The sequence below is a fragment of the Simiduia sp. 21SJ11W-1 genome (assembly GCF_024138675.1).
Lineage (GTDB): Bacteria > Pseudomonadota > Gammaproteobacteria > Pseudomonadales > Cellvibrionaceae > Simiduia.
The window spans coordinates 1,836,877-1,850,796 of record NZ_CP090959.1 but is presented as its reverse complement, the minus strand read 5'-3'; the positions used below and the strand labels follow the sequence as shown (position 1 = coordinate 1,850,796).

Genomic DNA, 13,920 nt, shown 5'->3' with positions numbered 1-13,920 from the left:
TCCCCTCGTAATAGAGGGGTTATCGCAAAAAGCGTACCTAAACCGCTATGGGTGGATTATTTATTTAACCGCGCCAGTGTTTTGCCATGCAGCCTGCTCACAAACAGGAAATTTTCCGTTTCTGCAGCCCCGGTTGTGGTGAAAAACCGCCCACTGGGATCTTGCAATTGCTCGAGTACCCGGCCGTTGACATCCATTTTAACCACCATGCCGTAGTGTTGGGCCTTGGGCCTGATGGCCGCTGGCAGACGCTGTACCAGTTTGCGCATAAATACCTGCCCTGAGAGTTTATCCAGCAGTTCACTGCGCGGTGACACCAGGCCAAACCAGAAATCGCCCGCAGGCGTTGCGGCAATGTTATCGGGGAAGCCGGGTAAATTGTCTGCAACCAGTGTGCGCTCGACAAGCTCACCCCCGGCCACGCGAAAGCGCCAAATACGGTAGCTTGCAGTTTCAACCACCAGCAGCGTGTCCACGTCCTTAGGGCCAGGGGTTTCACTGGTTATAACTGCGCTTTTGGCCTTAGGCGCAATGGCAATGCCATTGGCAAAGTGTAGGCCGGCTGCCACTAACGAAGTTTGCTTTGATTCAGGATCATAACGAAATACCCGCCCATGGCCACCGTGCTCCATGATGTCGAGCAGGCTTGCCGGGTATGTTCCGCCGTTGGCGCGGGCCGGAAATTTTTGCGAGGAATCGGTGAAATAAATCACCCCCGTAGGGGACACAGCCACATCGTTAACATAGCCCAGCGCTTGGCCGTCTACTCTGGAAACCAAGGCCTCAAAACCTGCGGCGTCGCTGTAGCGATACAAACCGCGATAGGCATCGGCAATGATCAGGCGATCTTGCGCATCCAGGGCAAGGCCCAATGGCCGGCCTTGGGTATTGATTAAAGCCGTAAAGCTCTCGCCAAAATTCTCAGAGCGCAAAATCCAGCCTTCGTGGGTGCTCACATAAAGCCGTGACCGGGAATCAATCACCAGCGCTTCAGGCCCGGTTACTGCCGGGCCATTGGGAAGGCTCAGCGCAAGTGGCGTGGCCGCCTGCAGCTTTTCATTGGGCGCATAGGCATCTACATAACCCTGATTAACAGGCGCCTGCCACGCAACCGGATCAACCGGCACCGGCCAGAAACACAAATAAGCAAGCGCACCCAGTAGACTTACAAGCACACTTTTCAACAACAACGCCCCTGCCCTCATGGCCACATCCTTTGCGGTAATCCGTTAAAAAGGCGCTAATCGTAACGTAAATTCGGAGGTATTTGGACGTTCCGTGGTTTTTGCGGGCGATCACCCTGGCCTTGCTTGTGGCTGCGTAGCTGGAATACGTAAGCCAATACCTGGGCCACTGCCACATACAGGCCCGCGGGTACTGTGTCGCCAATTTCTGTGGTGTGGAAAATCGATCGCGCAAGTGCCGGCGCCTCAACAATTTCCACGCCGTGGGCATTGGCAATTTCCCGTATTTTAAGGGCTATGTTGTCGGCGCCTTTGGCGACCATCACCGGCGTTTCCATGGTTTCAGGGTTGTACTTTAAGGCCACGGAAAAGTGCGTGGGGTTGGTAATAACCACATCGGCCTCTGGTACATCGCTCATCATGCGGCGCTCTGCCATTTCGCGCTGCAATTGGCGCACCCGGCTTTTTACTTCGGGCTTACCCTCTGTGTCTTTGTATTCGTCTTTAATATCTTGCATAGACATACGCAGCTTTTTGGCGTGATCCCAAATTTGAAAGGGTACATCTACCACTGCGATTAATATGGTGCTGGCCGCCAGCACAAGGGCTGAGATTGCCGCCAACCAGAGCGCATGAATAATTGCAGGCCCCAGCGCTTCACTGGCAAGGCCCAGCAACTGCGAGCGCAAGGCTTTGAGCATTAGCACAGCCACCAATAGGATAATTCCTACTTTGCCAACGGCTTTTAGCAGTTCCACCACCGATTTAATGGAAAACATGCGCTTCAAGCCTGCAATCGGATCCATGCGGTTAAGTTTTGGGGCCAGCGCTTTGGTGCTTACAAGCCAACCGCCAAGGGAAATAGGCCCCACAAACGCAGCCACCATCAACGCCAAAAAAAGCGGGGCCAAACCCAGTGAGGCTTCAAATATTGCATGGCCCATGTGCGTAAGCATGGAGACAGGGTCAAATAGGGTTTCGCGCTCAAGGGTCATGGATTCTTCAAACACCAGCATGAGTTTTCTGCCCAAAAACGCCCCGCTGGCCATGAGTGCCAAGGTGCCGGTAATGAGCAAGATGGTGGTGGTCAGTTCTTTGGAGCGGGCTACCTGCCCGTCTTCCCGCGCCTTCTCGAGTTTTCGGGGGGTTGCCTCTTCCGTTTTTTCCTGACTGCTGTCGTTTTCTTCAGCCATAGCAACTCAACTAGATATTCCAGATATGCCGTAAAATCATGAAACCATCTTGCATGAAGCGGTTGTAGTTACCCAAAAAGGTGGTAAAGCCAAACCAAATCAGAAATGCACCCAGAATCAGGGTGATGGGAAACCCCACAGTGAAGATGTTCATTTGCGGTGCCGAACGCCCCATTACGCCAAAGCCGATATTCACAATCATCAAACTCGTGAGCACCGGCAAGGCAATGAGCAGTGCTGCGCCAAACATCCAACTCCCGGTCATCACTAAATCCATTAGCAACGCCAACGGCAGGCTCACACCAATGGGCGTGGTATAAAAACTTTCAGCCAGCAAGCTCAACATGAGCAAATGGCCATCACCCACAATGAACAACATGGAAATGAGCATTAAATAATATTGTGAAACCACAGTAACCGTAAGGCCGCTGGCGGGGTCATTCATTGAGGCAAAGCCAAGGCCCATTTTCATGGCGATATATTGGCCTGCCAACACCGCCACCTGAAAAGCCACCTGCATGGCGAAGCCTGCGGCAAGCCCGATGAGTGATTGCTGCAGCACCAATAGCCAGGTATCTAACCCAAAGCCCGATACCGCAGGCAATTCGGGCAGACCCGGTGCAACCAATGCCGTAACCAACAACGCAAGCAAGAGGCGCGAGCGGGCATTGACAAGGCGCGACCCGAAAATCGGCGCGGCCAGCATAAACGCGGAAACACGCACAAAGGGCAGAAAGTACTGGGTAAGTAAACTTGTGAGTTCCTGTGCAGAAAACTCCATGGCTAACCGATTAACAATGGAATATTTTGGAAGGTGCGCATGAATAGATCCATGAACTCGGAAAGCAGCCAGCCACCGGTAATCATAATGGTAATGAGGGTGACCAACAGGCGCGGCAAAAAGCTCAGGGTTTGTTCATTAATTTGGGTGGCCGCCTGAAACATACTGACAATAAGGCCCACTACCAGGCTCGGGCCAACAATCACCGAGATCACCAACACCGCCAGAAAGAAGGCATCGGCGTAGAGATCCATAACCACTTCTGGCGTCATCACTAGACTCCAAAGCTCGCAGCCAGAGTACCAATCACCATCGCCCAGCCGTCTACCAATACAAACAACATGATTTTAAAGGGCAATGAAATAATCAAGGGCGATAGCATCATCATACCCATGGCCATGAGCACGCTGGCAATCACCAAATCAATAATCAAAAACGGGATAAAAAGCATAAAGCCGATTTGAAACGCAGTTTTCAATTCGCTGGTTACAAATGCCGGAATCAATACCGTCATGGGCACGTCATCAATGGTGGCTACATCGCCATAGCGGCCAATATCCAAAAACAAATCCAGATCTGACTCGCGGGTTTGCCCAACCATGAATTCACGAAAGGGAGCCGTGGCCGCAGTGAGCGCTTGGCTGGAGGTCATCTGCTCGCTCAAGTAAGGCTGTAACGCACGCTCGTTCACCTGCTCGAATACCGGCATCATGATAAACAGCGTTAAAAACAGCGAAAGCCCAATGAGGATTTGGTTAGAAGGCGACTGCTGTAAACCCAACGCCTGGCGTAAAATGGCAAACACGATAATGATGCGCGTGAAACTTGTCATCATCATCAATATGGCCGGCAATAACGTCAACGACGTCATGATGGCCAGAATTTGAATGGTTACTGTATATTCCTGGCTGCCGTCCGGGTTGGTATTGAGCGTGACGGCAGGAATGCCCGCGCCCTCAAGGCTTTCAATAAACCCCGGGCTTTGGGCCGGCTCTTGCGCCAAGGCCACACCGGTGGCCAGCACCCAGATAAGCAGCGCTTTTATCATCACCCTAAGCATTAAGGGGCAACCTTACTTTGCAGTACTTGATTAAGGTAAGTAGCGAAGCCCGGCGCCCGGCCCTGGCCCTGTTCAGAAACCTCTTGATCAACCTGCCCATTTGCAGGGGTTGCTTTGCCGTGCAGAGCTTCGCATTGGTCGGCCTCATGGCTGACTGGCGCCTGCCCTGCGGCCGGGTAGCTGTGCAGGCGGCTAATACCCCCTGGGTTCACGCCCAGCAGCAAGCGTTTACCGCCCACTTGCACCAACACCAGTTGATCTTTCTGGCCAATACTTAAGCGCTCAATCAGCTGCATTTCACGCTCGGGTATACGAAAGCCTTTTTGCTTTTTAATGAACCAAACGATGGCAAAAATAAACCCCAGTACAACGCCCAAAGACACCAACACCTGAACCAGTTGCACGGCAACATCCGCAGCGCTCTGCCCCTTAACCAAGGCAGTGGTGGTTTGCGCTGTGGCAACACTCGCCTCTGCGCTGCGCCCCAGCGTTTCGGAAAATACCTTCACTGCATTTAGGGTCATAAACTTACCTCAACCGCTTGATGCGCTCGGAAGGGCTCACCACATCGGTCATGCGAATACCGAACTTTTCATTTACCACCACCACCTCGCCATGGGCAATGAGTGTGCCGTTTACCAACACGTCCAGTGGCTCGCCTGCCAAACGATCCAACTCAATAACTGAACCCTGGTTTAGCTGTAATAAATTACGGATGGTGATTGAGGTGCTGCCCACCTCCATGGAGATGCTCACCGGAATATCCAGGATGGTATCCAGATCTTGCCCGGAGTTTGTTTTTATAACGGGCTGTTCCAGTTCATCCAGGGGCATGGTTGATGCGGCAGGCGCTTCCTCTTCGGCTTCACCGCCACCCTCACCGGCTTCGGCCATGGCAGCGGCCCACTCATCGGCCATTGCATCCTGGTCGGGTTCGGTGCCGTCCTCTTCTGGGGGTAGTTCGTCACTCATGGCTGTATCCTTTTATTACGCGGGCTATTCAAAGCCAATATCACTGAGATAACCCGGCTTACTTCGATCTATTAATTCTTCAACTGCAAAGGCGAGATTTTTGCGAGATTGGCCAAACTTGGCTTTGAATATCGGCACACCGTTGGCCGTAACAATATGGCTTTCAGGAAAATCAATGGGAATCACATCGCCGGCTTTCAACTCAACTATGTCGCGTAGCGTAATCTGGCGCCGGGCAATATCACACTCAAGCCGCACCTTTGCGCTCATAACATCTTCGCGCAGCGATTTAACCCAGCGCTCGTCTTGGTCGTCTGAATCACTTTGTAAACCTGCATCAAGCACCTCGCGAATGGGCTCGATCATTGAATAGGGCAAGGTGATATGAAACTCACCGCCGCCACCGTCTAGCTCTACGTGAAATGTGCTCACCACCACCACTTCGCTGGGGCTCACAATGTTTGCCATTGAAGGGTTAACTTCGGAGTTGATGTAATCAAACTCAATGGGCATTACCGCCTTCCAGGCCTCGCGCAAATCAATAAATGCTTGTTGCAGCACGATTTGCACAACCCGCAACTCGGTAGGTGTGAACTCACGACCTTCAATTTTTGCGTGCCGGCCGTCGCCGCCAAAAAAATTATCCACAAGCTTAAATACAAGCTTCGCATCAAGAATCAGCAACGCGGTGCCGCGCAGCGGGCGAAACTTCACCATGTTCAAACTGGTGGGCACATACAAGGTATGCACATATTCACCGAACTTCTGGATTTGTATTCCCCCAACCGATACATCGGCGGTACGCCTGAGTAGGTTGAACATGCTTATGCGGGTGTAGCGGGCAAAACGTTCGTTGATCATCTCGAGCGTGGGCATGCGCCCACGCACAATGCGATCCTGGCTTGTGAGGTCGTAGGATTTGACCGAACCTGGATCGTCATCCGATTCGGTTTCAATATCGCCGTCGTCTACGCCGTGTAAAAGGGCATCGATTTCGTCTTGTGAGAGTAAATCTTGCACGAATAACCCCTACTGCATGACAAAATTTGTGAACAACACCTGCTCAACACCGGGCTTGCCAATTTCACTTTCAACAATGCGCTGAATTTCCTCCAGCGCCTGCTGGCGCATAAGCTCCCGCCCTTCGGGCGTTTGTAGCTCGTCGTAAACCTGGCCACTGAAGAGCATCACCAGCGCATTGCGAATCATCGACATGTGTAACTCCACTGCGGCAACTACTTCCGGGTCGCGAATTTTTAAAGTGACTTCGGCCTGCAAGTAGCGCTGGCGCCCACGGGCGTTGAAGTTCACGATAATTGCGGGCTTGAGCGGAAAATACACCGCCGGCAACTTAGGCGCGGCAGCCTCTTCGGCCTCACCTTCCTCTCCCTCTGCCACGGGTTCCGGGTCTGCCAGCATTTGCAACGCAAAGATAGTGCCCCCCACAGAGAGCCCAACCAGCAACATACCAATCACTATGAGGATGATGAGCTTCTTCTTACCGCCACCACCGCCCTCGGCTTCGTTTTCTTCTTCTGCCATGTCAAAAGTCCGTCGTTTTGGCGAAGGGTTGCCCCTTAAAAAGGGAATGAGCAAAGGCCGTGCCATTACTATTGCTGGCACGGCCTTGTGTGGTTAAGTGTAGTTCAGAGGCAAGGGCTGGGGACGCCTGTAAGGGGCGCCTGCAAGGGACGCCTGTAAGGGGCGCCTGCAAGGGACGCCGACTGGGAGGGCGTAAAACGATGTGCTAATCAGGCAAAGGCATCAATTAACTGCAGGCTTACCCCGCTGATACTGCTCAGCACGGGTTCGGCCTCGTGAGGATCTGACTCAGCGCCGCCCTGGTGTTGCGCATCGCTGCCTGCCTGCTCTTGCTGAGATTGAAACGACTGGTCTGAGACATCCACATCCACCAGGTTCAGGCCCTGCCCTTCAAGCATTTCCCGAAGCCTCAGCGCCTGGAAATCCAGTGCCTCACGCACATGGGCGTGGGGGCTCACAAAGGTCAGGCTCACCTGATCGTTATTGACGTGAACCTTTACCTGCAAAGGCCCGAGCTCTGGTGGGTCTAACTGGATATCTGCGGTTTGCAGCTTACTGGAAATCATCCACAGCACCCGCTCTCCCGCGGCCTGCCCCCAGTTGGGCTGATTAACCGGCACAGTAATGGGCAAGGGTTTTTGAGGCTGGGCCTGAGCGCCCGCATTGAGTAAAAGGCCATTTGCAAGCGGGCGGGCGCCAGCTTCTTGCAGGGCGCCGGCCTTGAGGTCTGTGGACAGACCCTGTTCCAGAATCTTGTTATCCAGCAACTTGGCCTCTGCCAACAAATTGACGTTCAGCGTATTGGCTGCCGGCTGCATGAGCGCGTTCACTTTTACCACACCGGCCTGCGGCTCCTTGGCACCGGCCGTTTTCATATGCAGCAACTCGCTCTCAAGGGCATCAAACGCGGTTGACTCACCGAGTGCGCCCGCGTCTAGGGACCCTTGCGCACCGGTTAACACCTGCCGTTGACTTTGCGCGCCTGCAAGCCAATTCACAGAGGCCAAGCCCTGCGTGCTGCCAGCCAACACCGGCTCAAGATCCACGGCAGTGCTTGCACCATTCAGCACACCTTGCTCAACCCCCAAGGGCAAGCCAGCAGGATTGGCGCTTAACAGGCCAGTTGGCTGTGCGGTACTGCTTAAGATGTGTGGCGCGCTCAAGCCAGTATCACCGGCAAGCGCTGTTGCACCACTTGGGCCAACCAAAGCCAAACTAACGCCGACGCCCGCGGCTGCTTGTTCGAGCGGTGTGAGCATTTGCTGGATCTGGGGTTCAGTGGTGACTCCCTCGCCGGCTGGATTTTCCGGCGCTTCGGCGGGGCCTTGGTCAGCGGTTTTTTGTTGCTCGTTGCCGGCCGCTTGGTTGTGGGGCGCGGGCTCTTGCACTGGGCGGTTATTGTGGCTTGGCTGATTGGTTTTTTGTGCGTTAGCCGCTGTAGCTTCTGGCTCGGCGCGGGCCGCTTTTTGTTCAGCGGATGGTTGCTTGGCGGCTGGCAGGGCTGCGTCGGTTTGGCGGGTGGGATTTTCTGCCCCAGGGTTTTGTGCTTTCCGAAAGGTTTCGTTAAAACCGCGGGCCTCAGCCCGCGCCTTCTGGCCCACACCTAACAATACACCCAGGCTGGAAAAGCTCGACACATTCAAAGACATAAAACTCTCCGCACAACCGGCAATTTACTGCCGCTCTACCGGCCTGCACACTTGATGGCGCGTGCAGCACCCGATAAAAACTGTTGATTTTATTGGCATTTACCTTTTAAAACGTCGCTGAACGCCGACTTACAAAAAGCAGTGGCCAGATTTCACAGAGAGTAATGCAATTAGATTGCCAGTTTTGCTAGCGGTAGGTTTCAAGGGCCTGAGAGACACTTTCATATTCGGTATGGATACTGGCCACAAGGGCTTCTGCGCCAGTGAGGTTACCTGCCACACCCATTGCTTCGGCTTTAAGGCACAAATCGGCAAGCCCGAGCGCACCCAGATTAGAGGCACTGCCCTTAAGGCTGTGCGCGGTGCGACGCAAGGCTTCTGCATCTTGCTCTGCCACATGTTGTTTTAAATCGGCCAGACGCTGGGTGGAATCCTCAAAAAAGGTATCGAGCAGCAGGTGGAACTCATCTTCCATGACTTCCTTGAGTGTTTCCAACGCCGCAGTATCAAGATTGCTCATGGCGGTTCCCTAAGGTTTTGTATTTATTGTTACACATGGGCCTGTGCGGCGCTTACTGGTCATCATGCCACACAAACTCAACTTCCACTTCATTGCCGCGGCCCTTGTATTCCACTTTGGTACACAAATCGTTCAGAAGGGTCATACCCCGGCCCGAGTATGTCAGGTTTTCGCCTTGCGTCTTGGCCGATTGGTAATCAAAGCCGTCACCGGTATCTTTTACAGTAATGGTGAGCACACCACCTTCGCTGCTCAGTTTGTGTGCGATGCCAAAGGTGACAGAGCCCGTTGTTTTTTCAAGCCGGGCTTTTCTAAGTTCGTAGTATTCCAAAAATCCTTCAGAGGTGGTTTTAAGCTTTGAATCGAGCTTTAACACGCCATGCTCAAGGGCGTTGGAATAGAGCTCTGCAAGAATGGTATAAAGGTTGCCGCCATGCTTTTTCAGGCCCGGCACGCTTTGCACAATATTTAACAGCACAGGCAGCGGGTCAAAAAAGCGGAAGCTGCCAGCTTTTACTTCAAAATTTAACGACCACTCGGTGAGCCCCTTGGATGCGCTGCCACCATAACTTTCCTGCAACTGCGCGAGGTTAACGGGCGATGCCATGGTGATTTCCACCAGCGACAAATCGTCATCGCGATCTTCATCACCCACGAACTTTTGCACCGCACTTAACACGCCATCAAAGATTTCGCCGCCACCGGTGGCTTGATCAAACACGGTTTGCAGACGCTCTTCGCCAAACATTTCACCTTCGGCGTTGCGGGCCTCGTGAATACCGTCAGACCATAAAAACAGCCGATCGCCCGGTTCTAGTTCCAGGTAAGTGCTGTCGTCTTTGAAATCTTTGCCGCCCACAACCCCCAGGGGTAAATGGGTAGAGGCAATGGTTTCAACTTTGCCTGAGGCTTCGCGGTACAAAAAGCAATCGGGCAAACCGCCATTCCACACGCGGGCGTAGTTGCGCTTGAAATTCATCTCCACAATGGCGGCGCAGCAAAACAGGCCAATGGGCAAGGTATCTTTCAGCTTTTGGTTAATTTCTTGCAAAATATCTGACAGCGAAAACCCTTTGTGGGCCATGCCATAAAAGGTGGAGGCCAGCGGCATGGCGCCAATGGCCGCAGGCAAGCCGTGGCCGGTAAAGTCGCCCAATAAAATAAGCATACTGCCCGAGGGGCGTAACGCGGCCACCAATACGTCGCCATTAAACACCGCCAAAGGCGACATGAACTGGCGCACATTGCTGGCGTGCAGGCAGCCGCTGTGGGCGATGTTATCAAACACCTGCTTGGCAACGGCTTGCTCTTGCAGCATGTGTTCGTGGTTTAGGGAAATTTGATTGCGCTGTTTGCGCATGGTGGAGTGCATATCGCGCATGCGCGAAAAGGCCTTGATTTTGGCCTGCAATATGACGCGGTTATAGGGCTTTGATAAGAAGTCGTCGCCACCGGCTTCTAGGCAATTCACCAGGGATTCGGTGTCGTTCAAGGAGGTGAGAAAAATCACCGGCACCATTTCATCGCCGGCGGCCTCTTTGATTTCACGGGCCGCACCTATGCCATCCAGTTCAGGCATCAGTACATCGAGCAACACGATATCCGGGCGCAGCTCGTTGTAAAGCGTGACCGCTTGTCTGCCATTTTCAGCACTCACCACCTGATGCCCTTCTTTTTTGACGATGCTTTCCAGGATCATACGATCCGTTTTGGTATCGTCGGCAATCAGTACGGTTAGGGCTTTAGCCTCTGCTATGGCCATGGGGGCACTTATTTAATGGTGAACAGTTGTTCAAAATTGGAGATCGTTAATATTTTTTTTACATCGGCGCTGCAATTTTCAATGGTGATGTTCGCGCCATCGCCACCGGCGTGATCACGCAGTAGCAGCAGCATCCCAAGGGCTGAGCTGTCCAGGTAGTTGGTTTCACTCATGTCAACACAAAAACCATCAGGTTGAGGCTCGGCCTCTTCATAGGCGGCCCTGAATTCCTGGTGGGCCGAAAAATCAAATCGCCCTTCAACGGCGATGGTCAGAAAATTAGTGTCTGCAGAGTAGCTGGTACGAATACCCATAAAAAATTCCTTTATTCCTGACGACCTCTAAGGCTGATAGCCACTGCAGCCTAAGCATAGCTCATTATAATCCGCGCCGATTAGGCACACGGGAAATACTTTGGCTTGGCTATAAGGTAATTGCCTAAGCTGACTAATGCCAGCAATCCAGTCAAATAATGTGGCCAACTAGCGATTTTGTGGCGCATCAGGGCGTGCGGCGAGTTCATCGCAAAGTTTATCCCACATCTTATTCAGGGCTTTTTGGGCCGAGAGGTCCAACCGCTCGCGATAGTCTTCAAGTACTTTGCGGCGCTGGTGCAGGCCCTGCCATTGGCGGCAATAGTGCTCGAATTGCTGCTCCAGCTGCTGCATGCGCAGGCGTTGCTCGCTGATCACGCCGTCTAGCTGCGACAAAAACTGCCGATTCGCCTGCAGCTGGTGCACCGTTTGGCTGGCCTCACCTGCAGCGGCCAGGTAGGCCTTCTGATAACCGGCAAGCTCGGTAAGCTGGTGCCGCTGGGTTGCCACCCGTTCACGCCACTCGGCCAATACCGCACCGGCCTGCTCTTCTTTGCGCTTGGCAAGTTTAATGAGTAATTGTGCGCGCTTAAGCTGGGTGTTCATGGCCGATTAGCGGCGGGGCCTTCGGGGCTGGGCTGATCTTGCATAACCTGCAGCAGTGCGCGATTTGCATCGTTAAAACTCACAGCCTCACCCAAAGATTGCCGGATATAGCCTTTGAGCTTGGGCTGGCGCTCTATGGCCTGGTCGAGCTCGGCGTCTGCGCCCTTCTGGTAGGCGCCAATACTCACCAGATCTTTGTTTTGTGTGTAGGTGGCTTGAAGGCCTTTGAAGCGCTGGGCCAGCTGCAGGTGCACAGGCGTCACCACATTGGGCATCACCCGGCTGATGGAGGCCTCTACATCAATGGCCGGGTACAGGCCTTCATCGGCAAGCTTGCGAGACAGCACAATGTGGCCATCTAGAATGGCTCTGGCCGAATCGGCGATCGGGTCTTGCAGGTCGTCACCTTCGGTGAGTACCGTGTAAAAGGCCGTAATTGAACCGCCCCCTTCTGCACCGTTACCGGCGCGCTCTACCAATTGGGGCAGCATGGCAAACACTGAGGGCGGGTAGCCCCTTGTGGCCGGCGGCTCTCCGATTGCGAGCGCAATTTCACGCTGGGCCTGGGCGTAGCGCGTTAGGGAATCCATCAGCAGCAACACGTTTTTACCTTGATCGCGAAAATATTCCGCAATTTCTGTTGCCAGGTGCGAAGCCCGCAGGCGCTGCAGGGGCGCATCGTCTGCCGGTGATGCCACCACCACCGCCCTGCGCAAACCCTCTTCGCCAAGGATATGATCAACAAATTCCTTGACCTCCCGCCCGCGTTCACCCACCAGGCCCACCACCACTACATCCGCTTTGGTGAAGCGGGTCATCATGCCAAGCAATACGCTTTTGCCCACGCCGCTGCCTGCAAACAGGCCAATGCGCTGGCCCTTGCCCACGGTAAGCAGGCCGTTGATCGCTCGAATACCCACATCCAAAGGCTCACTAATGGGGTGCCTGTCCAGAGGGTTGATAGCCTGCTGGCCCAGCTCGGAAACCTTCACGCGTGTGAGCGGGCCGCGCCTATCCAAGGGTTGCCCCATGGCGTTAATCACCCGCCCGAGCAAGCCCTCGCCCACCCAGATACCGGCGCCGTGACGGGCCGGCCGCACGCGGGTACCCACACGCAAATTGGCCACCTTGGCCATGGGCATCAGGTAGGCTTTGTTTCCGCTAAACCCAACCACCTCGGCAGCCACCGGGCCTGCTGGCGTAATCAGCTCACAAGCCTGACCAATGGTGACATCTATACCCTCTGCTTCAAGCGTCATACCCACCACGCGGGTGAGGCTACCCTCTACAGGCGGCAAGTAGGGGCTGTTATCTGCCGGGCCCAGGGTTTTTAGCTGGGCGGTCAACTCATTCCACATCGTCTGGGTCACCGGGCTGCGGGGGTTCTTGGCTGGCATCCTGTTCAGGATTGGAATTGGCATTTGGCTGATCAGCGGGTTGAACACGAGGCTCTGCGCCCACACCAGCGCCGGGCTTTGGCCCGGCTGCCTCGCCCTGAGCGCTCGCTTGGGCTGCAGTGCTAACGTCTGCCCCATCGCGCTCTTCATCCTCAAAGGCCGGGTCATCAAAGGTGCTGCCTTCTGCATCGCCCAGCTGGCCCTGTTCAAAGGCATCTAACACTTCGTTGAGCCGGGTTTCCAGCTGCGCATCAAGGTGGCTTGAGGGCGTGTCTACTTTGCAGCCACCGGGGCTAATTGTTTTATCTGCCACCCAGTCACAGCGCGACAGCATGTCTGAAATCATGGATTCGCCGTGTAAATATGCAAGGTCGTCCGGGTGCAGTGTCACCCGCGGTTTAGCACCACTTTGCAAGGCAGGCAATTGGGCGAGGCAGGCTTGCACCAGGTTTTCAATATGGGGGGAAGGCGTGGCGAGTTCGGTGAGCACAAGTTTTTGGGCCAGGCGCGCCAGCATTTCAACCAACAGTTTTTGCAACGCACCCAAGTGTTGCCGGGAGGGCCCTTCAAGCTCTGCAATTAAACTTTGCAGTTGGGTTTTTAAACGCTCAATGTCTTCTGTTGCTTGTGCATAGGCGCGCTCGGCACCCAATTTTTGGCCCTCTTCGGTACCCGCCAACATGCCCTCTGTGTGGCCGGCATCAAAACCTTCTTTGCGGGCGGCTTCAAACACGGCTTCAATTTCATCGGCCGTAGGTAACGCCTGCGGCGCTACTTCTTCCACCACTTCTTTTGCCGCAGCCTCGGCTTGTGCCTGCAGTTCACGGGCTTCTTTTTCAGCGCTGGGAATGGGTGTACCGTCACCAATATCCGGCAATAGCCAGGTGGTGGCGGCCGCCGCCTGATCTGCAGGAATGTAATTTTTTGAGGCGCCGCTCAT

16 protein-coding genes are annotated in these 13,920 nt (G+C 54.2%); all 16 read right to left on the bottom strand.

Annotation, left to right across the window (positions count from 1 at the left end; genetic code table 11):
- Positions 1–56: 56 nt before the first annotated feature.
- The 16 genes from L1F30_RS08170 to L1F30_RS08095 all read right to left on the bottom strand — a co-directional run bounded on the left by L1F30_RS08170 (position 57) and on the right by L1F30_RS08095 (position 13,920).
- Entirely contained in the window at positions 57–1,205 is a 1,149-nt protein-coding gene (locus L1F30_RS08170) for an SMP-30/gluconolactonase/LRE family protein (protein ID WP_253361496.1), read from the bottom strand.
- A 35-nt stretch (positions 1,206–1,240) separates the two neighbouring features.
- Entirely contained in the window at positions 1,241–2,377 is a 1,137-nt protein-coding gene (gene flhB, locus L1F30_RS08165; RefSeq protein WP_253361494.1) for a flagellar biosynthesis protein FlhB, read from the bottom strand.
- Between the two features lie 10 nt (positions 2,378–2,387).
- Positions 2,388–3,158 carry a flagellar biosynthetic protein FliR gene (gene fliR / locus L1F30_RS08160; protein ID WP_253361492.1) on the bottom strand — a complete coding sequence of 257 codons (771 nt, stop codon included), beginning with the start codon at positions 3,156–3,158 and terminating at the stop codon, positions 2,388–2,390.
- 2 nt (positions 3,159–3,160) lie between these two features.
- Positions 3,161–3,430 carry a flagellar biosynthesis protein FliQ gene (fliQ, locus tag L1F30_RS08155; RefSeq protein WP_253361490.1) on the bottom strand — a complete coding sequence of 90 codons (270 nt, stop codon included), beginning with the start codon at positions 3,428–3,430 and terminating at the stop codon, positions 3,161–3,163.
- Positions 3,431–3,432: 2 nt separating this feature from the next.
- Positions 3,433–4,218 carry a flagellar type III secretion system pore protein FliP gene (fliP, locus tag L1F30_RS08150; protein WP_253361488.1) on the bottom strand — a complete coding sequence of 262 codons (786 nt, stop codon included), beginning with the start codon at positions 4,216–4,218 and terminating at the stop codon, positions 3,433–3,435.
- A complete protein-coding gene (gene fliO, locus L1F30_RS08145) occupies positions 4,218–4,742 on the bottom strand; it encodes a flagellar biosynthetic protein FliO (RefSeq protein ID WP_253361486.1) in 525 nt (174 codons plus the stop codon). Before fliO ends, fliP begins: the two co-directional genes overlap by 1 nt.
- A 4-nt stretch (positions 4,743–4,746) precedes the next feature.
- Positions 4,747–5,190, bottom strand: coding sequence for a flagellar motor switch protein FliN (gene fliN / locus L1F30_RS08140; protein WP_253361485.1), 444 nt, complete (start codon positions 5,188–5,190; stop codon positions 4,747–4,749).
- 24 nt (positions 5,191–5,214) lie between these two features.
- On the bottom strand, positions 5,215–6,210 hold the full coding sequence (gene fliM / locus L1F30_RS08135; protein ID WP_253361483.1) for a flagellar motor switch protein FliM: 996 nt from the start codon (positions 6,208–6,210) through the stop codon (positions 5,215–5,217).
- Between the two features lie 9 nt (positions 6,211–6,219).
- Positions 6,220–6,732 (bottom strand): flagellar basal body-associated FliL family protein, encoded by a 513-nt coding sequence (locus tag L1F30_RS08130; RefSeq protein ID WP_253361481.1) that lies wholly within the window; start codon positions 6,730–6,732, stop codon positions 6,220–6,222.
- A gap of 209 nt (positions 6,733–6,941) precedes the next feature.
- A complete protein-coding gene (locus L1F30_RS08125; protein ID WP_253361479.1) occupies positions 6,942–8,381 on the bottom strand; it encodes a flagellar hook-length control protein FliK in 1,440 nt (479 codons plus the stop codon).
- Positions 8,382–8,568: 187 nt separating this feature from the next.
- Positions 8,569–8,901, bottom strand: a complete 333-nt coding sequence (locus L1F30_RS08120; RefSeq protein WP_253361477.1) for an Hpt domain-containing protein — start codon at positions 8,899–8,901, stop codon at positions 8,569–8,571.
- A gap of 52 nt (positions 8,902–8,953) precedes the next feature.
- The gene (locus L1F30_RS08115) at positions 8,954–10,663 is read right to left on the bottom strand and encodes a fused response regulator/phosphatase (RefSeq protein ID WP_253361475.1); all 1,710 of its coding nucleotides are present in this window, start codon (positions 10,661–10,663) and stop codon (positions 8,954–8,956) included.
- A gap of 8 nt (positions 10,664–10,671) precedes the next feature.
- On the bottom strand, positions 10,672–10,977 hold the full coding sequence (locus tag L1F30_RS08110) for an STAS domain-containing protein (protein ID WP_253361473.1): 306 nt from the start codon (positions 10,975–10,977) through the stop codon (positions 10,672–10,674).
- 168 nt (positions 10,978–11,145) lie between these two features.
- Positions 11,146–11,583, bottom strand: coding sequence for a flagellar export protein FliJ (locus tag L1F30_RS08105; protein WP_253361471.1), 438 nt, complete (start codon positions 11,581–11,583; stop codon positions 11,146–11,148).
- Positions 11,580–12,941, bottom strand: a complete 1,362-nt coding sequence (gene fliI / locus L1F30_RS08100) for a flagellar protein export ATPase FliI (RefSeq protein ID WP_253361469.1) — start codon at positions 12,939–12,941, stop codon at positions 11,580–11,582. The genes L1F30_RS08105 and fliI overlap by 4 nt, the downstream gene beginning before the upstream one ends.
- Positions 12,931–13,920 (bottom strand): FliH/SctL family protein, encoded by a 990-nt coding sequence (locus L1F30_RS08095; RefSeq protein ID WP_253361467.1) that lies wholly within the window; start codon positions 13,918–13,920, stop codon positions 12,931–12,933. The genes fliI and L1F30_RS08095 overlap by 11 nt, the downstream gene beginning before the upstream one ends.